The sequence below is a fragment of the Candidatus Puniceispirillum marinum IMCC1322 genome (assembly GCF_000024465.1).
In the GTDB taxonomy this organism is placed as follows: Bacteria; Pseudomonadota; Alphaproteobacteria; order Puniceispirillales; family Puniceispirillaceae; genus Puniceispirillum; species Puniceispirillum marinum.
Genome location: NC_014010.1, coordinates 946,703 through 972,059, shown reverse-complemented (window position 1 = coordinate 972,059; position 25,357 = coordinate 946,703). Strand labels below are relative to the sequence as shown.

At 50.6% G+C, this 25,357-nt stretch carries 22 protein-coding genes and 1 pseudogene; 10 read left to right on the top strand and 13 right to left on the bottom strand.

Annotation, left to right across the window (positions count from 1 at the left end; all coding sequences use genetic code 11):
* Positions 1–2: 2 nt before the first annotated feature.
* From SAR116_RS04700 to SAR116_RS13220, 4 genes are all read right to left on the bottom strand, one after another.
* A complete protein-coding gene (locus tag SAR116_RS04700; protein WP_013045792.1) occupies positions 3–947 on the bottom strand; it encodes a ketopantoate reductase family protein in 945 nt (314 codons plus the stop codon).
* Between the two features lie 2 nt (positions 948–949).
* Complete coding sequence (gene aroQ / locus SAR116_RS04695; protein WP_013045791.1) at positions 950–1,399, bottom strand: type II 3-dehydroquinate dehydratase; 450 nt, start codon at positions 1,397–1,399, stop codon at positions 950–952.
* Positions 1,400–1,426: 27 nt separating this feature from the next.
* Positions 1,427–2,221 carry a 2-keto-4-pentenoate hydratase gene (locus tag SAR116_RS04690; RefSeq protein WP_013045790.1) on the bottom strand — a complete coding sequence of 265 codons (795 nt, stop codon included), beginning with the start codon at positions 2,219–2,221 and terminating at the stop codon, positions 1,427–1,429.
* A gap of 400 nt (positions 2,222–2,621) precedes the next feature.
* Positions 2,622–3,692 carry a LacI family DNA-binding transcriptional regulator gene (locus SAR116_RS13220; protein WP_190275470.1) on the bottom strand — a complete coding sequence of 357 codons (1,071 nt, stop codon included), beginning with the start codon at positions 3,690–3,692 and terminating at the stop codon, positions 2,622–2,624.
* Positions 3,693–3,891: 199 nt separating this feature from the next.
* Between SAR116_RS13220 and SAR116_RS04680 the strand changes: the two genes are divergently transcribed.
* Positions 3,892–5,046: a glycine cleavage T C-terminal barrel domain-containing protein gene (locus SAR116_RS04680; protein ID WP_013045788.1), complete on the top strand. Its 1,155-nt coding sequence runs from the start codon at positions 3,892–3,894 to the stop codon at positions 5,044–5,046.
* Positions 5,047–5,112: 66 nt separating this feature from the next.
* On the top strand, positions 5,113–5,922 hold the full coding sequence (locus SAR116_RS04675; protein WP_013045787.1) for an enoyl-CoA hydratase: 810 nt from the start codon (positions 5,113–5,115) through the stop codon (positions 5,920–5,922).
* Between the two features lie 26 nt (positions 5,923–5,948).
* Here the strand turns inward: SAR116_RS04675 and SAR116_RS04670 are convergent, their stop codons facing one another.
* On the bottom strand, positions 5,949–6,746 hold the full coding sequence (locus SAR116_RS04670; RefSeq protein WP_013045786.1) for a MurR/RpiR family transcriptional regulator: 798 nt from the start codon (positions 6,744–6,746) through the stop codon (positions 5,949–5,951).
* Between the two features lie 162 nt (positions 6,747–6,908).
* On the opposite strand from SAR116_RS04670, the gene SAR116_RS04665 reads away from it, so the two are divergent.
* Positions 6,909–8,246 carry an aspartate aminotransferase family protein gene (locus SAR116_RS04665; protein ID WP_013045785.1) on the top strand — a complete coding sequence of 446 codons (1,338 nt, stop codon included), beginning with the start codon at positions 6,909–6,911 and terminating at the stop codon, positions 8,244–8,246.
* Here the strand turns inward: SAR116_RS04665 and SAR116_RS04660 are convergent, their stop codons facing one another.
* Both SAR116_RS04660 and SAR116_RS04655 read right to left on the bottom strand, forming a co-directional pair.
* Positions 8,247–11,015: a phosphoenolpyruvate carboxylase gene (locus SAR116_RS04660; protein WP_013045784.1), complete on the bottom strand. Its 2,769-nt coding sequence runs from the start codon at positions 11,013–11,015 to the stop codon at positions 8,247–8,249. It abuts the gene before it with no gap.
* Between the two features lie 190 nt (positions 11,016–11,205).
* Positions 11,206–11,838 carry an ABC transporter ATP-binding protein gene (locus SAR116_RS04655; RefSeq protein ID WP_013045783.1) on the bottom strand — a complete coding sequence of 211 codons (633 nt, stop codon included), beginning with the start codon at positions 11,836–11,838 and terminating at the stop codon, positions 11,206–11,208.
* Between the two features lie 143 nt (positions 11,839–11,981).
* Between SAR116_RS04655 and SAR116_RS04650 the strand changes: the two genes are divergently transcribed.
* From SAR116_RS04650 to SAR116_RS04640, 3 genes are read left to right on the top strand one after another with little or no spacing between them, the layout of a single operon-like run.
* Positions 11,982–13,190 carry an ABC transporter substrate-binding protein gene (locus tag SAR116_RS04650; RefSeq protein WP_041861156.1) on the top strand — a complete coding sequence of 403 codons (1,209 nt, stop codon included), beginning with the start codon at positions 11,982–11,984 and terminating at the stop codon, positions 13,188–13,190.
* A gap of 42 nt (positions 13,191–13,232) precedes the next feature.
* Positions 13,233–14,909 (top strand): ABC transporter permease, encoded by a 1,677-nt coding sequence (locus SAR116_RS04645; RefSeq protein WP_041860762.1) that lies wholly within the window; start codon positions 13,233–13,235, stop codon positions 14,907–14,909.
* A 41-nt stretch (positions 14,910–14,950) separates the two neighbouring features.
* A complete protein-coding gene (locus SAR116_RS04640; protein ID WP_013045780.1) occupies positions 14,951–15,463 on the top strand; it encodes a gluconokinase in 513 nt (170 codons plus the stop codon).
* A gap of 80 nt (positions 15,464–15,543) precedes the next feature.
* On the opposite strand, the gene SAR116_RS04635 is transcribed toward SAR116_RS04640, so the two are convergent.
* From SAR116_RS04635 to uxaC, 6 genes are all read right to left on the bottom strand, one after another.
* The gene (locus SAR116_RS04635; protein ID WP_041860761.1) at positions 15,544–16,521 is read right to left on the bottom strand and encodes a 2-hydroxyacid dehydrogenase; all 978 of its coding nucleotides are present in this window, start codon (positions 16,519–16,521) and stop codon (positions 15,544–15,546) included.
* Between the two features lie 37 nt (positions 16,522–16,558).
* Complete coding sequence (locus SAR116_RS04630; protein ID WP_013045778.1) at positions 16,559–17,407, bottom strand: fumarylacetoacetate hydrolase family protein; 849 nt, start codon at positions 17,405–17,407, stop codon at positions 16,559–16,561.
* Between the two features lie 89 nt (positions 17,408–17,496).
* Positions 17,497–18,417 carry a sugar kinase gene (locus SAR116_RS04625; RefSeq protein ID WP_013045777.1) on the bottom strand — a complete coding sequence of 307 codons (921 nt, stop codon included), beginning with the start codon at positions 18,415–18,417 and terminating at the stop codon, positions 17,497–17,499.
* 6 nt (positions 18,418–18,423) lie between these two features.
* Positions 18,424–19,608 carry a mannonate dehydratase gene (gene uxuA / locus SAR116_RS04620; protein WP_013045776.1) on the bottom strand — a complete coding sequence of 395 codons (1,185 nt, stop codon included), beginning with the start codon at positions 19,606–19,608 and terminating at the stop codon, positions 18,424–18,426.
* On the bottom strand, positions 19,605–21,044 hold the full coding sequence (locus SAR116_RS04615; RefSeq protein WP_013045775.1) for a mannitol dehydrogenase family protein: 1,440 nt from the start codon (positions 21,042–21,044) through the stop codon (positions 19,605–19,607). The genes uxuA and SAR116_RS04615 overlap by 4 nt, the downstream gene beginning before the upstream one ends.
* Entirely contained in the window at positions 21,041–22,468 is a 1,428-nt protein-coding gene (gene uxaC, locus SAR116_RS04610; protein ID WP_013045774.1) for a glucuronate isomerase, read from the bottom strand. Before uxaC ends, SAR116_RS04615 begins: the two co-directional genes overlap by 4 nt.
* Positions 22,469–22,616: 148 nt before the next feature.
* Between uxaC and SAR116_RS04605 the strand changes: the two genes are divergently transcribed.
* The 4 genes and pseudogenes from SAR116_RS04605 (at position 22,617) to SAR116_RS04590 (ending at position 25,282) form a co-directional block, all read left to right on the top strand.
* Positions 22,617–23,219: a LysE family translocator gene (locus tag SAR116_RS04605; protein WP_013045773.1), complete on the top strand. Its 603-nt coding sequence runs from the start codon at positions 22,617–22,619 to the stop codon at positions 23,217–23,219.
* Between the two features lie 142 nt (positions 23,220–23,361).
* Positions 23,362–23,445, top strand: a pseudogene (locus tag SAR116_RS13955) (aldolase); the annotation flags it as partial.
* Between the two features lie 86 nt (positions 23,446–23,531).
* Positions 23,532–24,293 carry a hydroxypyruvate isomerase family protein gene (locus tag SAR116_RS04595; protein ID WP_013045771.1) on the top strand — a complete coding sequence of 254 codons (762 nt, stop codon included), beginning with the start codon at positions 23,532–23,534 and terminating at the stop codon, positions 24,291–24,293.
* 149 nt (positions 24,294–24,442) lie between these two features.
* On the top strand, positions 24,443–25,282 hold the full coding sequence (locus tag SAR116_RS04590) for a ferredoxin--NADP reductase (protein WP_013045770.1): 840 nt from the start codon (positions 24,443–24,445) through the stop codon (positions 25,280–25,282).
* Positions 25,283–25,357 lie beyond the last annotated feature (75 nt).

Here is a 25,357-nt window from a genome sequence, read left to right as displayed (position 1 = left end):
TTCTATCCCTTCACGTAATGTGTTTCGATGCCTTTAACTAGGCCATATAATGTCTGCAAGGTTGGTACATTCAGATTGGCTTGTTTGGCCAGCGCCAACGGACGACCATAAATAAATTCAATCTCGCTTTGCCGTTGGGCAAGAATGTCGAGACATAACGACGATTTATTGTCGCCGGTTCCCCCTGGCTGGGTCATTATTTGCAACCCTGCGATGACTTCATCCTTATCCAGATTTACATTCTGCGATTTGGCGATGCTAATCGCTTCGTCAAGCGCACGGTAGCATAGATTCTTTAAGCTTTCGACAGAGAGAATCTCGGTACTGGTCAGATTGGTGATACCCGAGACTGCGCTCATGGACAGATTGCCAATCAGTTTTTTCCAGATATCGGCAGTGATATCTGCGCTTGGTTTGGTTTCCAGTCCGGCGGCACTCAAAGCTTTGGCAATCGCTTCGACCCGTGCCGATATGCCGCCCTCCATTTCGCCGATATATGTTGGCACGCGGTCAAAATCCTGAATATGGCCTAAGCCCAGCTTTGCACCAGCCATTGATGTCAGACCGCCAAGCACATTTTCAGGCCCCAGAACCTCAGCAAGAATATCCTCATTTCCCAGCCCATTCTGGAAGCTGATGAATATGGCGTTCTGCTTTGCCAGATGTTTCATGCTTTCGGCGGCGGCTCTGGTGGCTGTGCCTTTGCATTGCACCAGCACGATATCGATATCGGTAATGTCGTCGGGTGAGGTCACGGCATCCATAATGCGGCTCCGTTCGCCGCCAAGGCCCGAAACCTTCAATCCGTCTTTCTGGATCGCCGCCACATGTGCTGTATCACTATCGACCAGCGTTACATTCATGCCGCCTTCATCCAGAATCATGCCGAACAAGGCGCCCATGCCACCTGCACCCATCACCATTATGTTTGAATATACTGGAGTCATGTTTACCTCTTTGATTCTGGGTTAAGTAATGATTCTATCGCCTGAATGCCTAGCAGATACGAATGGAAGCCAAAGCCCACGATCGTGCCATCGCATATAGGCGAGATGGTGCTGATCTGGCGAAAGGACTCGCGATTGAAATTCTTTGATAAATGCACTTCGACCTTGGGGCCGTCAAATAAGGCCAGCGCGTCGCGCACCGCATAGGATGTATGTGTATAGGCGGCAGCATTAATGATAATGGCACGTCTATTCTGGCTGGCCTGTTGTAGTCGGGTGATCAGGGCGCTTTCGCTATTTGACTGAAACCAATCCAATGAAAGCCCCAGACTATCGGCTTTTTTGCGACTTGCGGTTTCGATTTCGTCCAATGTCATGTGGCCATAGATATGCGGCTCACGCGTGCCCAGCATATTAAGATTGGGACCGTTCAGAACCAGAATATCTGCCATTACCGTATCAGTCACGTTATGCACTTTCTAAAATGTCAACTCGATCACGCCCAGCGTGCCAAAATCAGCATGCACTGTGCTGCCAGCCACAAAAGGTTGCGGCACGGTTGCCGCACCGGTTGAAAGAAAGTCGTCTGCCTGCATTGAAATATTACGGCTTGCCAGATGATTGACCAGATCGGCGGCGGCTTGTGCTGGCACACAGCGCATATCACCAAGGAAATTTTCCGCAGCTGCCTTGTCGTCAACGCGCAAGGTGATGTTATGATGCTGAAAATCCAGATCCTGCCAGTCATCAACCGGGTCGCCAAACACAAACGCCATGCCGCCGCCATTATCAGCGATTGTCAGCAGTGAATTTTGTGCTTTGCTGGCGCCTTCGACCTGATAGCGGTTGCCGATAATTTCAATGGCGGGATGCAATGTCATGATCTCGGCCATATCCTCGGCGCGCCATGGTGTTTTGCGCAGCTCTGGCGTTTCCGTCAGGCGGAATGCAAATTCGGTTTCAACACGTGCATTTGGAAAGCGGGCAATCGGTAATGTCATATGCGTGCCGACATAGCATGTTGATGACGCAATGCGCCCGGGAATGATATCATCATGTCCATCCAATGCCCGCATCTGGGCGCTGGTCGCCCCCACTTTCCACCCGGCCAGACTTTCATTCAGCGCGTCGAACATGCGATCCTGCACAAAATAGGCCTCAAAGCGGTTTTGCGGAAACTGGTGCGGCTTTAATGCTACGGGCTTTGACGGGTCTGGCCATGTGTTGGCAAGCAGGTCTGCCAGCGCCGCAAGTTCGGTTTTGTCAGGTCTCATATCGTTACTCCCCATAGCGATCAGCAAAGCAATAACTAGGGCGAATAAGACAGTCAAAAATTGATCAAAAAACATCATATGATAAGGCTTGTTTGCCGCGATCATCTTTCGGCTTTCGCGTCGCTCTAGCCGGATGATGCTTTAATCCCGCGATCATCTTTCGGCTTTCGCGTCGCTCTAGCCGGATGATGCTTTAATCCCGCGGTCATCTTTCGGCTTTCGCGTCGCTCTAGCCGGATGATGCTTAAATTCCGCGATCATCTTTCGGCTTTCGCGCCGCTCTAGCCGGATGATGCTTAAATCCCGCGGTCATCTTTCGGCTTTCGCGTCGCTCTAGCCGGATGATGCTTTAATCCCGTGATCATCTTTCGGCTTTCGCGTCACTCTAGCCGGATGATGCTTAAAAATAACTTTCGGGAATGTTGTCCGAAGTGAAAATCTGGAAATCAACCAGCTCACTTATGCTTTCGGTTGCCATGCCATGATGCGCCGAGATGATTTCAATAGCGCGCAGAACCTGACGCGCCGGATTTGAATCGATTACGATATCAATCAGACCTGATCGCAAATGGGTGATGGTTTCCTTATCAAGATCATGGACGATTTTCACAAAGTCAAAATTCTGCGTATCGCTTTGCAGGCTTTTGAATAGCATTTCCAGCATATCGTCATTTGTTGTCGAATAGAGTGCTCTGATATTCGGGTTTTGACGCACGATGTTACGTATTTTCGACAAGGTGTGATCAAGAATTGGTTCGCGTTTGATAATGACCAATTGATCGCGCTTTCCCATAACGTTGAAAAACTCGGTAAAGCCGCCAAACCGGTCTTGCAAGGACTGGGCGTGCTTTTCTGGGGCAATGACCAGCACCTGCCCACCGCCGCGGCAAATGGCCTCGCATAATTTGGCGGCTGACTGACCTGCGCCAATGTCATTAATGCCAACATGCGAATGCCGGTTGCTGTGCAGAATGTCGGTGCTGATGGTCAGAACAGGCACCTGATGTGCCAGCGCACTGATCTGCGCGGCCACATTGGGGTGGTTGTTGCCATAGATGATGATCCCGTCCCGATAGCTGGCAACATCACGCACATGCGCCGCCAGCTTGTCGGGGGCATCATCATCGATATGCGTCCGATAGACAGTCACCGGAACATTCGCAAAGCTAGCCGCCATCTGAAAGGCTTTTGCCAGCCGGTCATAATAGGCCGAATGTTTGCGTGCCAGCACCGCTTCGATCCGCAATGTACGCTGGTCAATTTCGGGTAAAACGCGCCGTGTTCCCAATGTGCGGGCGCTATACAGCACCTTTTTCATGGTTTTGACGCTAACGCCGCCGCGTTCGTTCAATACGCGGTCAACGGTTGCGGTGCCAACACCCGCATGTCGGGCGATATCTTCAAACCGATTATGTTTTGGTTTTTGTCCCATGGTTTGATCATTACCAATAGCCTGATCAAAAACAATCATTTTCTGCCTGATTTTGATATATTGTGATGCTGATAGCATTCAGACCATTATTGGCATTTTGAGACGAAAAAGGACGCCCATACGCTATTTTTGTCGCACGTCGGGGTTTATCACATGAACAGAACATACCATCTCTATAATCGGTGTGATGTAAGTTAGATTTTGACCTCTATGCGGGTCGTGACAAGGATGGTAAACCATGGCGAAAGATACCCAGAATACTGACGCGGTAGGATTCGGAACTCAGATCCGCAAATCACCTTATTTTGACGCGACGATGCGCTGGGGCGCGGCGGGCTATTCGGTTTATAATCATATGTATATTCCGCGTGATTTTGGTGATCCGGTGCAGAATTTCTGGAATCTGGTCAATGACGCGATCTTGTGTGATGTTGCGGTCGAACGTCAGGTCGAAATCACCGGGCCGGATGCATCACGTTTTGTCCAGATGCTCAGCCCGCGTGATATTTCCAAATGCGCTGTTGGTCAGTGTAAATATGTGATCCTGACCAATGAAAAAGGCGGCGTGCTGAATGATCCGGTGATGTTGCGCCTTGGTGAAAATCATTTCTGGTTTTCGTTGGCTGATAGCGACATTCTGTTCTGGGCACAGGGCGTCGCGGTCAATGCCGGCATGGATGTAACGATCACCGAGCCTGATGTATCGCCACTACAGTTGCAGGGGCCAAGATCTGGCGAGATAGCGCATGCGCTTTTTGGCGATGTGGTATCTGATTTGCGCTATTACTGGCTGGCTGAGCTTGAATTTGAGGGTATCCCGCTAGTCGTGTCACGGACTGGCTGGTCAAGCGAACTGGGTTATGAAATCTATCTGCGTGACGGGTCAAAGGGCGATCAGCTCTGGGAAGCGATCATGAAAGCTGGGGCGCCATTTGGGCTCAAGCCGGGGCATACATCGTCAATTCGCCGGATCGAAGGGGGTATGCTGTCCTATCATGCCGATATGGATATCAATACCAATCCATTCGAACTGGGCCTTGACCGTTTGATTGACTTAGATATGGATGCTGATTTTATCGGTAAAGCGGCACTGACCAAAATTCGCCAGCACGGCGTCACCCGGAAACAGGTGGGTCTGGTCATCGATGGTGCGCCGCTTGCAGCTTCAAATACGACCTTCTGGCCCGTAGAAAGCGATGGCAAGGTGATCGGCAAGGTCACATCAGCCATCTATTCACCTCGCCTCGAGCAGAATATTGCCCTAGCAATGCTTGATATAGCTTATGCTGACAATGGCACCCAGGCTTTTGCCGAAACCTCGGTTGGCCGTTTGCCGGTCACGGTGGTGCCAAAGCCGTTTTATGATCCAAAAAAACAGCTGGCGTCATCATAGGGCTTGGATATGATATAAGGGCGTCATACGTCATGGGCATGGCGTCACCATAGGGGGGATAATGACATGATGGATGCTGGCGGGGACTCGATCCTGTTATCTGAACTGTCTGATACGGGTATTTTGCGACTGACCCTAAATGATTCGGCGCGCCGGAATGCCCTGTCTGAAAAAATGCTGAGTGCCATTCAATCGACTTTTGATGCGGCGGCAGATGATGCGGCTGTCCGCGTCATTGTGCTGGCCTCGAATGGCCCGGCCTTTTGCGCTGGCCATGATTTGAAAGAACTGACCGCTGGCCGCGCTGCTGCTGATGCGGGCAAGGCTTATTTTGCCACCATCATGACGCAATGTTCGACCATGATGCAGACGATTGTGCGTCATCCAAAGCCGGTCATTGCCGAAATACGTGGTATCGCTACCGCTGCCGGATGCCAGCTTGTGGCCAGTTGCGATCTTGCCTATGCCGCCGATGATGCAGGTTTCAGCACCCCGGGCGTTCATATTGGTCTATTCTGTTCGACGCCAATGGTGGCTTTGTCGCGCAATGTCGCGCCAAAACATGCTATGGAAATGCTGCTTACGGGCGATATGACCAGCGCCGCACGGGCGGCTGAAATCGGCTTGCTGAATGCGGCGGTTGCCGAAGATGAACTGACCGAAACGGTGACGGCGGTAGCGACCAGAATTGCCAGCAAATCAAGCATGACACTTAAAACCGGCAAACGCGCATTTTATCAGCAGGCGGAAATGTCTTTATCAGACGCCTATGATTATGCCGCTGGCATTATGGTTGATAATATGCTCAAGCGCGATGCCGAAGAAGGCGTTAACGCTTTTCTTGAAAAACGCCATGCTGTCTGGATTGACGAATAGGCCTTTTGACCGGCTGCTGTGGAACGTTACCAATAGCCTTTGATCGCCGTTATACGTGATCCGAAATAGGCGATGCGTGCATCGGCATCATCGCCCAGCATGTCAAAGCTGGTTTCTAATATATGTTCAATCGTTGAAATCATGGGCGCCATTTCAAACAGCCGTTTGGTTTTTGAAATCGGCACATCAATCACCAGATCGGCATAATCACCAAAGGGGGATAATATATCATCGGTAATCGCAACCGTCGGAATGTTCAGTGATTGCGCCGCCTGAACAAGGCGGACAGTTTCACTTGAATAGGGCGTTGTCGAAAAGGCAATCAAGGTATCGGCAGACGACATCTGTGCCAGATCCTGCGCCGAGCCCAGCCCCGACTCGGTCATTAAATGAAAATTATCAAACACCATCCGGCCCATATAATTCATATAGCTTGCAAAGGCTTGCGCACTGCGAAAGCCAGCAATATGAACCCGGCGTGATGTGTGGATGCGCGCGGCCACCTTGGCAATCTGCACCTGTGTCTTGGCAGTCCATAGCATTTTCGGGTCGGCGCTGGAAACGGCATCATCGGCGGCTGGCGATTTTACCGCTTCTGGATACAAATTCTTGCGAACCGCAGTTTGAAATTCGGGATAGCCCGAATAGCCCCATTTACGCGTCAGCCGAATAATTGATAAGGGCGATACATCGGTCAGGGCGGCAAGCTCGCGGATGCTTTGGAACGGAATATCAGCCAGCCCCCTTATGATCACCGCGCTGGCTTTTTGAAGGGTGCGGCTCAAGCCGGCATGTTGCTGCTTTAGATCGTCATGTAGTCCCATATCAATGATCCTATGCAAGGCCAAAATATACTGCAAGTCTAAATTGTTACATTTGTAACATATATATTAGAAATATAACAAACGTTTTACATCGCATCCGAATATGCTACTAGTTATGGAATTAAGAAAAATTATCTATATAGGTTTGCCAAGGGTGTTTTCATGATTAGTAAGTCAGTATTTCCGCGTCATAGCAAAGCCGATCTAGCTGTTGCCTCACATGGTGACGGTTGTTTCATTGTTGATAAAGCAGGCAAGCGTTATCTGGATGCTTCGGGTGGGGCGGCGGTGTCCTGTCTTGGACATTCGGATGATAGCGTGCGCCGAGCGATGATCAAGCAAACCGAAACCCTTGCTTTTGCGCATACGTCTTTCTTTACCAGCGAGCCTGCCGAGGCCTTGGCCGATCTGCTTATTGCCAATGCCCCCAAAGGCGTGACACGTGCCTATTTTGTGTCGAGTGGCTCCGAGGCCGTCGAAGCGGCCTTGAAGCTGGCCAAGCAATATTATGTTGAAATCGGCCAACCTGAACGTCACCGGATTATCTCGCGGCGGCAAAGCTATCATGGCAACACGTTAGGCGCGTTGGCGGCGGGCGGCAATGTCTGGCGGCGCACCTTCTTTGAGTCAATGCTTGCCGAGACCAGCTTGATTGCGCCGTGCTATGCCTATCGTGATCAACAGGCTGGCGAAAGCGAATATGACTATGGCCAGCGTGTTGCCAATGAACTTGAAACTGAAATTCTAGCGGTTGGTGCAGATAAGGTGATGGCCTTTCTGGCTGAACCTGTCGTTGGGGCTACTGCAGGGGCATTGGCATCGGTGCCGGGCTATTTCACCCGCATCCGTGAGATTTGCGATAAATATGGTGTGCTGTTGATTCTTGATGAAGTGATGTGTGGCATGGGGCGCACCGGATCGTTTTTTGCTTGTGAACAGGATCACATCACTCCCGATATTGTCACCATCGCCAAAGGGCTAGGTGCGGGCTATCAGCCGATCGGTGCGGCGCTTTGTACCGATGCTATCTATGATGCAATCGCTGCTGGCTCTGGGTTTTTCCAGCATGGCCATACCTATCTTGGGCATCCGGTTGCCTGTGCGGCGTCACTGGCGGTAATGCACCGTATTCTGGATGATGATTTATGCGCGCGTGTTCGCCAGCAAGGCGATCTATTGAATGACCGGCTTCATGCCCGCCTTGGCCAGCATCCTTTTGTTGGTGATATTCGGGGGCGGGGTCTGTTCCGCGGCATTGAACTGGTTCATGACCGAGCGGCTAAAACGCCGTTTGCGCGGGAACGCAATATTGCGGGCACGATCAAGAAAAAGGCGCTTGATCTGGGGTTGATCTGCTATCCGATGCAGGGCACGATAAATGGCAAGCAAGGCGACCATGTACTGATCGCGCCGCCTTTCATCATTGCCGATGCCGAGATTGACCAGCTTGTCGATCTTCTGGGCACCGCCATTGATCTCAGCATTGCCAGCTCGGCTTGATTAGCCATGCGCGCCGTAATGGCCGCTAATCATCTGCGTAATCCGTTTGATCATCTGGTTGTTGCGTTCCAGCGGTGCCAGAATCTGTTCGGCGATGGCTTGATAATCGGAATAGCTTTCGTCGCGGTAATTTTGCGTTTCGGCAACGTCGCTCTGGCTATGCGTGGTTTTATCAAGTGAAAATTCCTGCCGGATGATGGCTTGTGCTTCATCAAAATCAAGACTCAAAGCTTGCCGCAGGACATCTTCATTACTATGCCGTGTTGATTCGGCAAAACGTGGCACCCGGCAAATCAACGCCAGCGAGTCGATGATCAGCGCAATACGGACGGCGTGAATCATATCCAGACTGACGCGCTCATCACCGCTAATCCGAACATCGTCAACGCCAACTAATTTTGACAGGCGATACAGGTCAATCAGATCATCACGCAAACGCCAGACGATCTGCCGCGCGGCGCGGGTACGCCGGTCATCATTCAGCATAAACCCAAGCTTCCGATAGGCGCGCAAGTTACGCGGTTGATAGCCATGATAGCCGCGATCGATCCAGAAACCATTGTCCAGTAATTTGGCATAGGCCAGAACCGTATTCAGCGATCCCAGCTCCTTTGCTGCCAGCACATGCGCTAGCAATTGCTGCAGGCGCGGCGAACTTTCATATAGTTCGGCAAATTGATCAGCATCGATCTGCGCCGCGCTACCAAATCCCGAAATGACATTCGCCAGAAACCCAAGCTGTTGCAGAATCGCATTATGCGGAATGGCACGCATCTTTGACGGATCCTGACGGCCCATACCTACCTGAACAACCCGTTTGGCAGGCCGCGAGCCGGTTTTTGGCAACAGATTGATACCAAAAATATCCAGCAAGGTGACATAGCTTGGGTCGGAAAACAGCTTTTCATGCCACGCTTTGAGCGCCAGAAACATATCCAGCGCAAAGTCGTTATTCTGATAGAAACTGTCATGCTGCCAGGCGCTACTTGGTTGTGCGGTTTCGGCGGCAAACAGATGATTGATAGTCGATTGCGCCAAGGCTGGCGAACCGAACATCCGATAGCCATCACCGCCCTGAAAACTAGATTGATGATGAATGCGTACACCCATCTCGTTGCATCGTGCTCTTGTATGCGGTGTCAGAATGAAATTCTGCCGGTCAGCAATGCGCGGGCCAGCGCATCCACGGCCAAATGATTCGCCATGTGTATTGAACATCAACAGGTCAACATCGCCATCAAGCCGGTCTTTGATCAGCTGTGCAATTTTCAGCTGTAGCCGTTCAATTGCCAGATTGGCGGCGATCTGTCCGATAAAGCGTCCCGCATCCGAAAAGCCGGTTTGCATGGCCAGCCGACCGCGGCGGCGCACATAGTCGCAGAACACATCATGCCCCAGCAATTGTTCGATCAATTGTACCCCATGTTCCAGCCCGAAAGTGGTCTCGAACAAAGGGGAAATATCCAGCCGGTCAGCAATGCCGAATTTATGCGCCAGATACAGCGCATTCATGATGGTGATTGGCTTCTCGCATTCGGCAATTAACAGGCGGATTGGTTGGTCACAATCAACATGCTTTAGAAACTGTGTTGCCAGCATCAGCTGACGCCGTGCGGTGGCACTTTCTTCATCAAGATTCTGGAAATTTATGTGCCATGCGGCTTCGGTCTTGATGCGTGTGGCCAAGCGTTCCATTAACAAACGGTTTTGCACATTATCGCCCGATAATGAAATGCCGCGGCCATCTACCGCACGCATCGCGTTACGCAATTGCACGGCATTGATCCGCAGGTGGATTTCGCCCATGCCAAAACCATGACTGGCAATATCGCCGGCAATGACCATTAGTGCGGTTGCGGTGTCATAATCGTCGATTGTCCTGGCAATATCATGCAGACGGGTGGCGACATCGCGGCTACTGATCAATTTGTTGGTGCGCTCGCTTAAACTGTCAACAGCATGGGCAAAGCTGGCTTCGGTCAAATCGGAAAAGCGTTTGATATCAGCTTGTGTCGCCTCATTTTCGGCTGCAAGTTCAGCCAGCAGCCCGGCCACATCCGGATGCGCTTCACCATGCGCTGACAGTTCGGCATGATACAGATCAAGCGCCATCTGTTTTTCGACAAGCCGCAGGGCAAAACTGTCAAGCCATGTGATATCCGAGCGCCCGTCAAGATCATAACCAACCCATGTCGATACCGCGCACATTACGGGTAAAACATCGCGCCAGCCGGCATCTCCAGCCGCACGTTTTGCCGTCAGAATGGTATGATGTAATGACCGGATCGCGGTGCGCGCATGCCCCAATGCCTGCATGGCCTCGCTATGCTCATCTTGCAACGTAATGCTACTGCGCGGCCGATAGGCATCATCTGGCATCGTACCCATTTTATTATCGCTGGCGGCTTGTGACAGGATCGCGGATATATCCTTTTCCAGCGCAAAGACCGGATGCGCGGTAAATACCGCATGATAGACCGGCTTGCCCACATCAAGCGCATTAATGTCAACACCATCTAAAACATTGATATCATCGTTATCGCGGCCAGTTTTGACATGCAGGCGGGTTGTTTGCTGATCCCACAGCTCGCTTCCCATATGCGCAAGGAAGTCATTGACTTCATCCTGGCTGATCTGGCCTTTATACAGCTTCTCGCTGATCTCGTCAGCCAGCGCCAGAATGGGATTGATATCCGAAACATGCTTACCTTGCTTGCGAAAGGCGTCAAGTCTGTCCAGAAGGTCGGCTTTTAGGTGCTTTACAGTCATAATTCTTACCCGCCAGATTGGTATCTACCGGTGTGCTCCCCAGCTTTGTCAATCATGGCTTATGCCATATATTGACGCGAAACTATCAGATTAGATGTCAAAATGATACAGGCCTATTCATTCAAAAGTTATGAATAGGGCAATGGCATGTCTATTTTAAACAATGGCGAAGTAAATGAAAATTGCGATGTTAGAGTTGGATGATCTCGTCGCTTGCGAAAAGAGCGTCACCAGCATCATGACTGACTAGTAAGGCTGGAATATGCCTTTGCTTGATTTGTGATAGGACGAAACCGCCGAATTGCTCTCGTAAATCTGGGTCAAGTGAAGAAAAAGCTTCATCCATCAATAAGGCATCTGGCTTGGCTAGTAATGACCGCATCAGGCCAATTCGTGCGGCTTGTCCACCTGACAAGCTTGCAGGATCACGGTCGCCAAAGCCATCTAGCCCAGCTTGGTTCAACGCTGTAAGTACGGCCTCATGTCGGTTCTTGCGGCTTGTTTCGGCAAGACCAAAAGCTAGGTTTTCGGCTACTGTCATATGTGGAAATAATAATGGATCCTGGAATAGCAAGCCAATATTACGTTGCTCAGCAGGTATAGGATATAGCGATATATCATTTAGATACATATCTCCCGACCAGATTAAAGCTGGGTCAGGCGTTCCGCATATCAATGACAAAAGGCTGGATTTGCCACTTCCACTTGCCCCCCGCAATAGCCGTAACTGACCAGGTTTGATTACACATGAAAAACCAGTGATCAAGGGTACATCAACGCTATAGCTTATTGAAATATCTGCTAGTTTGAGTATTGTGATCACCTTGGCGTCTGGGCAGTGTCTAAAGACTACGCTGTTAATTAGATGGGGCTTTTGTCAATATAGTAATCCATACCCTTTCAAGAGAAAACATAGGAATGATACAGAAATTTATGACATTAATATGCCGTTTTCAGCAACTTTTCATGCGTTTGATTATTTCTCTTGCTGGACTTTTCATTCTACTTGTATCGACCACTATACCTGTATTGGGTGAAGATTTTACTACAACCATTCGCGCGGCAAAAGGACAAACAGTTTATTTCAACGCGTGGGGTGGTGATGATAAGATTAATGCCTATATCGCGTGGGCCGGACAACAGGTGAAGAGCCGATATGATATTACTCTAAAGCATGTGAAACTTGCCGATACTGCGACTGCTGTTTCACGCATCCTAGCTGAAAAGGCCGCTGGCAGAGTCAATGATGGCACCATTGATATCATCTGGATTAATGGTGCCAATTTTGCTGTCATGAAACGTTCTGGACTTTTGCAACCTATGCCGTGGGTGGAAACGCTGCCAAGCTGGAAGTTTACCGATGCAGAATCGTTACCCGCCATTAAATATGATTTTGCCGAACCGACCGAAGGCAAGGAGTCTCCTTGGGGGCGGGCTCAGTTGGTTTTTGCTTATGATACAGCACGTTTATTAACGCCACCCCGGTCGGCACAAGAGCTATTGGCTTATATTCGAGCCAACCCTGGACGTTTTACGTTTCCTAACCCAACCGATTTTGTTGGGATGTCCTTTTTAAAGCAAATTTTACTTGAACTGACAGTCGATAAAACACCGCTATATGCTCCAGTTGATACAGCTAATTTTGAAAGCGTCACCGCACCGTTATGGGATTGGCTTGATAATGCCGTGCCGCATTTATGGCGCTCAGGCTCTACATATCCGGCAAATTATACAGCTTTGCGCCAACTCCTTGGTGATGGTGAAATTGACATTGCCCTGTCTTTTAATCCAGCAGATGCATCTGCCGCAATTGAAAAGGGTGAGTTGCCAGCAACAGTGAGCACATATATTCATGATGTCGGCACGCTAGCAAACGTGCATTTCCTGGCTATTCCGTTTAACGCTTCGGCACCTCAGGCGGCGCGTGTTGTTGCCGATTTTATGTTATCACCTGAGGCACAAATCCGTAAATCAGACCCCCGTATATGGGGTGATCCAATGGTATTATCCCCTAATAAATTATCAACTGCAGATATGACAGCCTTAGCTGCAGTGCCGCGAGGGGTGGCGACATTGAGTGAGTCGGATCTTGCAAATACTCTTGCCGAGCCTCATCCCTCTTGGGTGTCTCGACTAGAGGAGGCATGGAAAAGCCGTTACGCTTCTGGGTTTTAGCCCATGGCCGTTTCTACTATAACGCATAATAGGCCTTATTTGATGGCTGGGTGTCTTTTTCTGTTTTGCAGCCCGGTTTTAGTTGGCCTAATTGGTGTTATCCTGCCGAGTGTTGGATTTTTTCCAGCCTTTGGTGAGGGTGGGTTTTCATGGGCTCCAGCAAGACGTTTTATTTCAACGCCTGGCCTATCGTCTGCCATTTTACTATCTTTTTTTACAGGTATTACGGCGACTGTTCTGGCGCTTTTTTTCAGCTTTGTTGTGTTAGCGACCTGTGCCGAAAATCGGTTGATGCGATATCTTCGTCGCCTACTTGGCCCCCTCATATCTGTTCCACACAGCACCGTCGCTATTGGCATGCTTTTTTTACTTACGCCATCAGGCTGGTTGATGCGGCTTGTTTCGCCAAATCTAACAGGCTTTGATAGACCGCCCCTTTTTGCGTGGTTCCCCGATCCCTATGGGATGAGCTTAATATTAGGTTTGCTTGCCAAGGAAATTCCATTTTTGATTATTGTTGGGATGACGACTTTGGCTACCTTGCCGACAACGCGATTAATTCGGGCAGGTGTCAGCCTTGGATATGGACGAGCAGCATGCTGGCTATTTTTAATTTTACCACTCGTCTATCGACATATTCGATTACCTTTGGCAGCGGTTCTGGTTTACGGCTTATCGGTTGTTGACATGGCGCTGTTATTGGCACCAACCTTGCCTCCACCGCTGGCCGTTCTAATTTTCCAGACTATTGACCATAGTGACTTATTAACACGTTTGTCGGTGTCATTTGGTGCCTGTCTTCAACTAGCTGTGGTGATTTTGGCCATTTTACTGTGGCAAATGGGTGAAATTATTATAAGCCACTTGTTCCGGCATTTTCGAAATAGCGGCTATCGATTGTTGATTGCAGACCGCTTGCTGCCGATTTTGGCTGCTATTGGATTATTGCCAATGGTACTTGCGGTTCTTGGGTTTTTAGCAATTCTTCTTTGGTCGATTGCTGGTTCGTGGTTTTTTCCCGCGGCTATGCCGAATTCTTTTACAATGCAACATTGGGTTAGCGCTGTTGACATGATTCCACTGCTGGGAAACAGTGTGCTACTGGCCTTTTCGGCAACTGGTCTTGCATTGATTGTTGTCATGGCGGTGTGCGAACTTACACCTCGACAATTTCATCACAAAAATCGTCTTTCAGGCTGGCTTCATTTACCCCTTTACCTACCTTTGTTGGTACCGCAGATCAGCTTTCTATTTGGCTTGCAGATTTTATTTAGCTGGCAACGCCTTGATGGGACATGGGTAGCGCTGATCTGGGTTCATGCCTTGTTTATTTTGCCTTATATATGGTTGATTCTACGACCTGCCTTTGATTTTTGTGATCCACGATTTGATCAGGTGGCGGCGACCCTTGGAAAAAATGCGTACTATCGTTTCTTTCATATAAAATTGCCACTTCTGGCTTATCCTTTGGCAATTTCAATTTTTATAGGTGTTTCTGTTTCTATTGCGCTTTATGTACCAACCCTACTTATTGGGGCTGGCCGGGTGAACACGGTGACGCTAGAGGCGGTGATTCGCGCTACAGGTGGCAGTCGATCACAGGCTGGCATTGCCGCGATTTTACAAATGCTTATCCCGATGATTGTTTATATAACCGTTCAAGTCTGGCTATATATTCGATTTCGCAAGTTTTCAGCGATGCAAGATATGATGGCTTGACTATTTTGTGACCTGCTGTTGGAAAGGACGAAAGCCTAGCGATGCTACAAATTCCGGTTCGGCTTTTCATCTTGATGGGTGTCACGGCTAGTGGCAAGTCAACCTATGCCGCCATGCTGGCTGATCGCATGGATGCGACCTATATCGATGCCGATGATTATCATCCTCCTGCCAATATCGGCAAAATGGCCGCAGGCATCCCCTTAACCGATGCAGATCGCTGGCCATGGCTGGATGCGCTGGCGACGCAGATGATTATCCCTTCGGGTCTTGTCTTTATCAGCTGTTCGGCTTTGCGCAGATGCTATCGGGAATATCTGACCAGCCGGGCAGGGATGCCGTTACATTTCATCTATCTTGATGCTGACCGCTTGTTGATCGCTGCGCGTATGGCCGCCCGCGATGGTCATTTCATGCCACTGCATTTGATCGATAGCCAGTTCGCCGCTCTTGAGGTGCCGGATGGTCACGAAGCTGCCAGTCATATCGACATAAATGCCAGCAAACACGCTGTCATTGACCGGATACTTGCCGCGATCACCCCGCTCATTTAGATGTGGTTATCATGCGGGCTTTGGGTATGGGGCTTGCGGCTTATGAAGCTATTGAAACCTGGGGCTTGTGCGGCCTAGGGCTATTGTGGCCTAAGGGGTGCCACTTTCATATGCGCACATTCGGGTACGGGCGTTGTGACGCTACCATCATTGAAAAAACGTAGCAGATTTTCGATTGTCAGATCGCCCATCGCGCGCCGCGTTTCAACCGTGGCACTAGCCACATGCGGCGTCAACGTTACGTTATCCATCTTGCATAGGGCAGGCGGCACATGCGGTTCATTGGCAAACACATCAAGACCGGCACCGCCAAGCCGCCCGTCTTCGAGGGCTGCCACCAGCGCGTCCTCATCGACAACCGAACCGCGCCCGACATTAATCAAAGTGCCGTCAGGCCCCAGCGCGTCAATGACCTCACGGTTGATTTTCTGATAGGTAGAGGCATCTCCCGGCGTGATTGCAATCAGATAATCGACATCTTTTGCCATGGCTGTCAGATCATCATAAAAGCGATAGGGCAAATCGGGTTTTTCGGTGCGCGTATGATAGGCAATGTCGCATGCAAATGCGCCCAGCTTGCGGGCAATCGTCTGGCCAATCCGGCCAAGCCCGAAGATACCGACCTTTGCGCCTTCGATTGATCGGGTTAGCGGCGCGTTGCCTTGCTCTTGCCAGCGTCCCGAACAGACCCAATCATGGTCATGAACCAAGCGGCGGCTGACCGCCAGCATCAGCATGATCGCTGTATTGGCGACATCATTATTCAGCACAATGGGCGTATGCGTGACCATGATCCCGCGCGCAGTGGCGACGCTGGTATCAATCGCGTCATAGCCGACACCATAGCAGGATATGATCTTCAGATTGCCAAGCCCGGCCATGATATCTGGCGCGACACCATCATGGCCATTCGTAGCCACAGCGGCAATATCGGCGCCATGACTGGCCAGAAAACCGTCCTTATCGGCAATGTCATCCCAGACATGCACGGTGAAATGGCGATGAAATTCATCCATCATGATGGGGGTTGCCCCACCGATCAGCAGCATAGCGGTCATTGTCGTCTTTCAATCATTTGCATCAAAGGTCAGATTATCAGGCATCCTGTCCAACGGTTTGGCGTTGCTGGCCTAGCCCATCAATCCAGACATCCATAACATCCCCTTCTTTCAGATAAACAGGCTCAGGCTTCATGCCCAGCCCGACGCCTGGCGGGGTGCCTGTTGAAATTACATCACCCGGATGCAGGGTCATCAACTGCGAAAGATGCGAAATACATTCGGCAATGCTGAAAATCATGGTTTTGGTATTGCCAGTCTGGCGGCGTTCGCCATTCACATCCAGCGTCATATCAAGATTTTGCGGATCGTCTATTTCATCACGTGTTACCAGCCAGGGGCCAATCGGGCCAAACGTGTCGCATGACTTGCCCTTGGTCCACTGACCAGTCAGCTTGGCCTGAAAATCACGTTCCGAAACATCATTAACCACACAATAGCCAGCAACATAATCGAGCGCCTGATCTGGCGTGACATATTTACACGCCGTGCCGATCACCACGCCCAGTTCGACTTCCCAGTCGGTAGCTTGTGAATTACGCGGAATCATCACCTTGTCATCGGGGCCGGTGATGGCAGATGTTGCTTTCATGAATAATATCGGATGCGCTGGAATCTCGGCGCCGGTTTCGGCGGCATGATCCGAATAATTCAGCCCGATACACATGAATTTTCCAACTCCATTTACACAGGCACCAAAGCGCTGATCGTCCTCGATCAGTGGCAGGGATGCCGGATCAAGTGAACGCAATCTAGCAAGGCTGGCATCCGACAGCATATGACCATTAATATCGTCTATATGCGCTGACAGATCGCGGATCTTGCCTTCATCATCAATCAGCCCGGGTTTTTCGCTACCGATCTCGCCATAACGTACAAGTTTCATGTTTCGCCTCACTACCTGTAAAGAATATCCAATGTTGAATGACTGATTTTGCTTAGAGTTTGCTGATCACTGACTACACATAGCCTGAACTAGCCATCTGCATTAGTAAATAAATCTTTTGGTGCCAGAGCGCCGATATGTGTAACCACGATGGCGGCGCATTTATGCGCGGCCACGATCGCATCATCCATTTTGTCGCCTGCTGCCAGCCGCGCCATGAAGGCGCCGTTAAAGGCATCGCCTGCGGCGGTACTGTCACGCATATTGTCAACAGGCATGGGTGCAATATGCTTATGTCCTGATGTGGTGGCAAACAAGGCTGGCGCGGTGCCATTTTTGACAATCACCACTTGTGCTCCCCATGCCAGATAGCGGGCGGCCACCTCGGTATCATCAGTATCGCCAAAGGTGGCTTGCTCGTCCTCCAGACTTGGCAGAACAATATCGGCAATCCGTCCGGCCTCGGTGATAGCCGCGCGCATTTCATCTGGGCTTGCCCATAATTTTGGCCGGATATTACTGTCGAAAAACACTGTCCTATCGGCGTTTTTGGTGGATCTGATCAAATCCAGCAAGTCAGTGCGCTCATCGGCTGTCAGGATCGCCAGACTAATTCCTGACAGATAGATATATTGTGCCTTTGCCAGCTTATCGGCGAGTTGTTTGGGATCACGCATCATCAGGCGGGCGGCAGAGTCATTGCGCCAATAGCTGAAATGTCTTTCACCATCTTGTAGCTGGATCATATAGAGTCCGGCGGTTCGGTGTTCAATCCGGGGGATATTATCACAGATGATATTATGGCTGACCATGAAGTCGATCATGTCATCTGAAAGCTGGTCGGTGCCAAGGCCGGTATGAAACGCCACCTGCCAGTCATTGGGCATCATCATGCGTGCATAATACAGGCTGTTAAACACATCACCGGCATAACCACGTTGCCATAAATCCGGCGTCTGGGTGGGTGCCATTTCGACCATTAATTCACCAATGCCAAGACATAATTTCATTATGGCCTAATCCTTTTGCCCATGCGCCAATGCACGCACAATGCCGCGTAATTCGGCCAGCCCGCGCATACGCCCGATCAAGGGGTAGCCGGGATGCGTGCCGCGTCCGATATCTGACAGCAATTCATGTCCATGATCGGGGCGAAAAACAATCTCGTGATCGGCGCGTCCATTTTGCCAGCGACGTTGTTCTTCTGCCATTAATATTTTGACCAGTGCCACCATATCGACATCACCATCCAGATGGGCGGCTTCCTGGAATGATCCGTCATCATCAATGCTGACATTCCGCAGATGCGCAAAATGTATCCGTTCGGCAAATGCGGCGGCAATCTGTGGCACGTCATTATCGGGATTAGCCCCCAGTGATCCACTGCATAGGGTCAGCCCGTTTGCCATGTCATCGACCTCATCGAGTATCCATGCAATATCGGCATGGGTGGATACGATGCGTGGCAGCCCCAGAATATCGCGCGGCGGATCATCGGGATGCACGCATAGCCGCATGCCCAGCTCGGCGGCTGTGGGAATGACTTCATGCAGAAAGCGGCTATAATTTGCCCGCAAGCTGGCATGGTCGATATCTTTATATTTGACTAGCTCATCGCGAAGCTGGCTGATTGAATACCGATCATAGGCACCGGGCAATCCGGCCATGATACTGGCCAGCAAATGGTCTTTATCATGCGGTTGCATCTGGTCAAAATGACGCTTGGCCGCATCAATGATATCTGGCGTATAATCGGCTTCGGCATCAATGCGTTCTAGCATGAATATCTCGAATACGGCCATGTCTTGACGGTCAAAACGCAAGGCGGTGCCACCCCCTTGTACGGGCGCATTCAATGTTGTGCGCGTCCAATCAAGTAGCGGCATGAAATTATAGCAGATCGTAGTGATACCGCAGGTAGCCAGATTGGCCATCGATTGTCGGTAAGTGGCAAATAGCGGGCTCAGATCACCTTCACCACGCTTGATGCGTTCATGAATAGGCAAGCTTTCCACAACCATCCAGTCCAGCAAGCCAATATCGGCAATCATCTTCTGGCGTGCGGCAATCGCCTCAACCGGCCAGACTTCACCATAGGGAATATCATGTAACGCTGTCACAATTCCCGATGCGCCTGTTTGCGTGATTTCAGGTAGGCTGATTTTATCCAACGGGCCGAACCAGCGCCATGACTCGATCATTGTGCCTCCTTTGCCGCAATGCGCAGACATGCGTCAATGCCATCTGCCTCAATTTGCCGGTACCAGCTCTTGATGGTCTTAACAACTACATCATGGCGGATTAAATCCGCGTTGAAAATACTGTCTATTTTTAGCATTGCTGTCACATAGGCATCGTCATCTATCGCCGCCTCAATGATCGCAATAAACCTATCAGCCATCGGGTCATTGATTATATGCCCTGACAAATATTCAGATTCTACAAAAAACATCCAGCCAGCAAGTATCAGGCACAGGCTTGAGATAGGCCGGTCTGCCCGCAGATTATCCGTTATCGGTGCCAGAATGCGCGGCGGCAATTTCTTGGACGTATCATTTGCGATTTGCGCCGTATGATGCACGATAGCTGAATTACGGTAACGATCACGCAGAGCCTGACAATAGTCGGCAATTTCAACCCCGTCTGGCACATCAACCGAGGGGCATATTTCATGATGCCATAAACTATCGATGAAATCAGACAACGCCGGATCACTGATCGCGTCGCTTACTGTTGCCTTGCCATGCAGGCTGCCAAGAATGGCCAATGCCGTATGGCTGCCATTCAGACAGCGTAGCTTCATACTTTCAAACGGGGCGACATCAGCAACCATCTGCGCCCCGACGGCACCAAAATCGGGTCGCCCAAGAACCCCGAAATCATCCTCGATAACCCATTGGCTGAACGCTTCATGGATAACGGGGGCGTGATCTTCATGCCCGATGATTGTGGCGACATGCGCCCGGTCAGCATCTGTCGTTGCGGGCACAATCCGGTCGATCATGGTGACTGGAAAGCGCACTTCAGCCTTGATCCATGCCGCCAGTTCGGGATCAATCCGTTCGGCTAGTTCGATCACCACATGCGCCAGTAACCGCCCATTATCCGAAAGGTTATCACATGACAGGCATGTAAAGGGCGCAATGCCTGCATCACGCCGCATCATTAATGCCGCAACGATATAGCCTGGTGCCGATATTGGGTCTTCCGGATTGGCGATATCATGCGCGATCGCCGGATGCGTCAGATCAAGCGCACCATTATGATGGCAATAGCCTTTTTCGGTTATGGTCAGTGACACAATGCTCACCGCCTCATCGGCCATTTGCGCCAGAATACGCGCCTGTTCTTCGGTGCTGAGCGCCACATCACATAGGCTGGTAATGTACCGCGCTATATCACCATCCTTGCCGCGTTCCAGTGCTGTATAGGTAAAATCCTGCGCCGCAAGGGCGTCGCGCACAGCCGCCGATCGAAAGCTGACACCCATCACGCCATAACGCTGTTCTGGTGACGCTATCGTTGCATTCAGCCTTTCAAGATAGGCAAGACCAAAGGCACGAAAAAACGCGCCAATGCCAAGATGCACAATACGAATAGGTGGCTTTATGCGTGAATCTTTTGCTGTTTGGCTCATAATTTATAGGCCTTTTTCGCCAGCCCATAGGCCAGATCATGCGCCACAATGGCGGCTTCATCTTCGCCTAGCCGTCCGCGCATCACCAGATCGGCCAGATAGGCGCAATCAACCCGCCGTGAAACATCATGGCGTGCCGGAATCGAACAGAAGGCACGCGTATCGTCATTGAAACCGGCAGTGTTATAGAAACCGGCAGTCTCGGTGGTTAATTCGCGATAGCGCCGCATGCCGTCCGGACTGTCATAGAACCACCATGCGGGCCCCAGTAATAAAGCTGGATAGGCACCAGCAAGCGGGGCCAACTCGCGTGACAAGGTTGTTTCATCAAGCGTGAACAGGATCATCTTGAAGGCTGGATTATGTCCCATCTCGTTCAATAGCGGTTTCAGCCCGTTCACATAATCTGTACGCATCGGGATATCAAAGCCTTTGTCAGCGCCGAAATCATCAAATATCTGCTGCGCGTGATTGCGATGCGATCCGGCATGAAGCTGCATGACCATGCCATCATCACAGCTCATTCGCGCCATTTCAACCAGCATATGCCCACGGAATGTTTCGGCTTCGTCTGCGCTGATCTTGCTTTGTAATGCCTTGTCGAACAGCGCTGCCGCCGTGGCTTGATCCAGCACCGTGCTATAGGCGGTTGGATGTCCATGATCGGTTGCGGTCGCGCCAAAGCTACGGAAATAGGCACGCCGGTCACGATGCGCACCCAGATAGCCATCCCATGTGGTTGCGGGCAGGCCGGAAAGTTCGCCAAGCGCTTCAATGGCGGCGGCAAAGCTACCGTCATTCACGCCCGAAGCATGCGGGTTGATAATGGCATCGGGCCGATAGGTTGTGATAACCCGTCCGTTCCAGTCTGACGCGGCTATCACCTGATGCGATTCCAGCGGGTCAAGCGGGCTTTCTGTGGTGGCGATCACCTCGATATTGAACTGGTCAAACAGCGCGCGCGGGCGGAATGCGTCTTGGCTCAGACAGGCGGCAATCTGGTCATAATAAGCATCGGCATTATCCGTGCTTAAAACCTCATCAAGACCGAATAATGTCTCAAAAACATGATCCAGCCACATGCGGCTGGGCGTTGCCCGAAAACAGTGATAATGCGCAGCAAAAATACGCCAGACCGCGCGAGGGTCAGCCTGTTCGGTATTGCCTGTATCGTCTTTGCGGGGAATGTCCAGTTGATCAAGGGTTATACCTTGCGAAACCAGCATCCGGACAATGTAATGATCTGGCGTGATGAACAACGCGGTAGGGTTTGAAAAGCACTCATTCGTGGCAAACCATGCCGGTTCGACATGCCCATGCGGGCTGATGATGGGTGTATCTTTGACGCTGTCATATAACCGTCTGGCTATGCTCCGCCCCGCAGGGTCATGCGGCAGCAACCGATTTTCATCTAAAAGCGTCATAATAACTATCCTGACTTAACTTTTGCCGATAATCTAATGTAACCAAGCTTTCAATTATTACTACTTTTGAATAGGTATATTGGCTAAATATCTCTCTTCGATCCTCTGATGTTCACAGTGTGAATGAATTGCCTGAATTGGAAACCCTGTGCTTAGCTTTGTGATCGCTGTCTTTCTGCTTTTGATTACGCCCGGGCCCGGTGTGTTGAGTACAGCAGGTGTTGGCACCGCCTATGGTATGCGTGCTGGCATAAGTTATGTGACAGGGCTGTTTCTGGGCAGCAATCTGGTTGGCCTTCTTGTCATTTCGGGACTGGCGGCAATCATGCTGGATATTCCGGTTATCCGCATCGCTTTGGCAGTTCTTTCGGCGGGGTATTTATCCTATCTGGCGGCCAAGATCGCTTTTTCCGGTGCCCGCATTGCGATCATCAATCCGACCAAACCGCCAGCAATTTTTGCCGGCATCATGTTACAGTTGATAAACCCCAAAGCCTATGCGGTGAACACGACCTTTTTCTCGGGGTTTGCTTTTTATCCGGATTCCTTTCTGACCGAGACCATTATCAAATTGCTGATTTTGAATGCGATCTGGATTCCGGTTCATATTGGCTGGCTTTATGCAGGCCATCGTCTGCGCAGTCTTGATATCACCGGCACAGCCCAGCGCCGGATCAATCTGTTTATGGCCGTATGTTTGATTGGTGTGGTTGGCTTGTCGCTGATATCGATTTTGGGGTATTCGATATAATGATGGCGGCGCACCTAAAGCCCTAATGTCCAAAGGCTGGCGTTTTGGGATCGTCATTTGCCGCGGGCTAGGCTAAAACAGGCTTGTTACGATTGCTTTGATAAATGACCACATGGGTAGGCATATGGCTGACTCTAAGTATATTTCGGCACGCACCAGTGATGGTGGTTTGCGTTTATCCCCGACCGGCACCAGCTTTTGCCGTCTTGATCCGGCGCGTCTTGCCTGTCTTATGCGCGGGGTAAATGTCCGTATGCTGAACCCTGCCCAGATCACTGATATCGTCACACATTCTGATGTTGCGTGGGATTGATGGCGCGGTTTTCCGCCAATCTTGGGTTTCTATGGCATGATGTGCCCTTGCCCGACGCGATCCGCGCTGCCGCCGCGGCTGGATTTGATGCTGTTGAATGTCACTGGCCCTATGATGTGCCTGCCAAAGATGTTGCCGCCGCCTTGGCTGAAACCGGACTATCGATGCTGGGGCTGAACACGCGGCGTGGTGATCTGGATGCTGGTGAAAATGGCGTTGCGGCACTCCCCAACCGCGAACATGATGCACGCGCTTTCATCGACGAGGCAATCACCTATGCGGTTGCGATCAAGGCCGCGAACATTCATGTCATGGCTGGTTTTGCCACCGGTCAGGCCGCGCATGACTGCTTCATTGCCAATCTTAATTATGCGTGCACAGCCGCCGCCCCACATGACATCACCATTTTGATAGAACCGCTTAATCACTATGACGCGCCAGGTTATTTTCTGGACTCAACGACGCAGGCCGCATCCATCATTGCCGAGGTTGGCGCGCCTAATCTCAAACTGATGTTTGATTGCTATCATATTCAGCGTCTTGAAGGGAATCTCACCACTAAACTCAGCGATCTGTTGCCGATTATTGGCCATATCCAGTTTGCCGCTGTTCCGGATCGTGGTGCCCCTGATCATGGTGAGATACATTACCCGCATATCTATGCGCATCTGGCCTCGATTGGTTATACGGCACCGCTAGGTGCTGAATATAAGCCGGATGGGGCGACAGACACCTCGCTTGCATGGCTGCATAACGCCTAGTCATTTTCTTTAGCTGGCTCATGGCGCGTGATTTTTTTGTTTATATCTGGATATGACAAAATTTTTGCAAAGTTTTGATATTACATTGCACGTGATAAGCTAGCCCTATACATAAGCCAGATTGACAGCCCAATATACGAGATGAACTTATGACAGAGAACAGCTTTTCGGCAGATGTGAAGTCAGATGTGCAGGCACCGACGCCGATACCCGATAATATGTTTGCCGAGACCGTTACCGAAGTCGAACATTATACTGATCATCTGTTTCGTTTCCGCATCACACGGCCTGCCAGTTTCCGTTTCCGGTCTGGCGAATTTGTCATGATTGGCTTGCCCGAGGCAGTAACTGGTGCAAAGTCCGTGTTTCGTGCCTATTCGATAGCCAGCCCATCTTGGGATGAAACGATTGAATTCTTTTCGATCAAGGTGCCTGGTGGCCCATTGACCGAACATCTGCAGAATATCGTGCCTGGTGATACCATCCTGATGCGCAAGAAATCTACCGGCACATTGGTGCTAGATGCCTTGCTTCCGGGCCAACGCTTATGGATGATTTCAACTGGTACGGGGTTCGCGCCCTTTGCATCACTGATCCGCGATCCCGAAGCCTATGAAAAATTTGATACATTATTCGCCACGCATACCTGTCGTTATAATGACGAACTCCGTTACAGTCAGGACACCGTGGCCGCAACATTGGATGATCCGCTTGTGGGCGAACTGGCAGCTAACAGATTACATCTGATAACCAGCACGACACGTGATGATCATCCTTTGACTGGACGTATCACTACACTTTTACAAGATGGTTCGCTTTACCGGCATCTTGATATTACCGCGCTTGATCCCGAACATGACCGCGTGATGATTTGTGGATCCATGGCGATGCTAAAGGATGTGCGCAAATTGGTTGAGGCCGCAGGTTTTGTCGAAGGCGCAAACAATAAACCAGGCAGCTTTGTCGTCGAACGTGCCTTTGTTGGCTAGCATTCTGATAATGCCACAGGCTTCTGGTTTGACATCCGGTGAAACACGCATATCCGGCTTTGGCGATGGCTGATA

Coding starts and splice junctions, on each gene's coding strand:
- SAR116_RS04700 (WP_013045792.1), bottom strand. CDS start 947: ATGACTCCAGTATATTCAAACATAATGGTGATGGGTGCAGGTGGCATG.
- aroQ (WP_013045791.1), bottom strand. CDS start 1,399: ATGGCAGATATTCTGGTTCTGAACGGTCCCAATCTTAATATGCTGGGC.
- SAR116_RS04690 (WP_013045790.1), bottom strand. CDS start 2,221: ATGAGACCTGACAAAACCGAACTTGCGGCGCTGGCAGACCTGCTTGCC.
- SAR116_RS13220 (WP_190275470.1), bottom strand. CDS start 3,692: ATGATTGTTTTTGATCAGGCTATTGGTAATGATCAAACCATGGGACAA.
- SAR116_RS04680 (WP_013045788.1), top strand. CDS start 3,892: ATGGCGAAAGATACCCAGAATACTGACGCGGTAGGATTCGGAACTCAG.
- SAR116_RS04675 (WP_013045787.1), top strand. CDS start 5,113: ATGATGGATGCTGGCGGGGACTCGATCCTGTTATCTGAACTGTCTGAT.
- SAR116_RS04670 (WP_013045786.1), bottom strand. CDS start 6,746: ATGGGACTACATGACGATCTAAAGCAGCAACATGCCGGCTTGAGCCGC.
- SAR116_RS04665 (WP_013045785.1), top strand. CDS start 6,909: ATGATTAGTAAGTCAGTATTTCCGCGTCATAGCAAAGCCGATCTAGCT.
- SAR116_RS04660 (WP_013045784.1), bottom strand. CDS start 11,015: ATGACTGTAAAGCACCTAAAAGCCGACCTTCTGGACAGACTTGACGCC.
- SAR116_RS04650 (WP_041861156.1), top strand. CDS start 11,982: ATGCGTTTGATTATTTCTCTTGCTGGACTTTTCATTCTACTTGTATCG.
- SAR116_RS04645 (WP_041860762.1), top strand. CDS start 13,233: ATGGCTGGGTGTCTTTTTCTGTTTTGCAGCCCGGTTTTAGTTGGCCTA.
- SAR116_RS04640 (WP_013045780.1), top strand. CDS start 14,951: ATGCTACAAATTCCGGTTCGGCTTTTCATCTTGATGGGTGTCACGGCT.
- SAR116_RS04635 (WP_041860761.1), bottom strand. CDS start 16,521: ATGACCGCTATGCTGCTGATCGGTGGGGCAACCCCCATCATGATGGAT.
- SAR116_RS04630 (WP_013045778.1), bottom strand. CDS start 17,407: ATGAAACTTGTACGTTATGGCGAGATCGGTAGCGAAAAACCCGGGCTG.
- SAR116_RS04625 (WP_013045777.1), bottom strand. CDS start 18,417: ATGAAATTATGTCTTGGCATTGGTGAATTAATGGTCGAAATGGCACCC.
- uxuA (WP_013045776.1), bottom strand. CDS start 19,608: ATGATCGAGTCATGGCGCTGGTTCGGCCCGTTGGATAAAATCAGCCTA.
- SAR116_RS04615 (WP_013045775.1), bottom strand. CDS start 21,044: ATGAGCCAAACAGCAAAAGATTCACGCATAAAGCCACCTATTCGTATT.
- uxaC (WP_013045774.1), bottom strand. CDS start 22,468: ATGACGCTTTTAGATGAAAATCGGTTGCTGCCGCATGACCCTGCGGGG.
- SAR116_RS04595 (WP_013045771.1), top strand. CDS start 23,532: ATGGCGCGGTTTTCCGCCAATCTTGGGTTTCTATGGCATGATGTGCCC.
- SAR116_RS04590 (WP_013045770.1), top strand. CDS start 24,443: ATGACAGAGAACAGCTTTTCGGCAGATGTGAAGTCAGATGTGCAGGCA.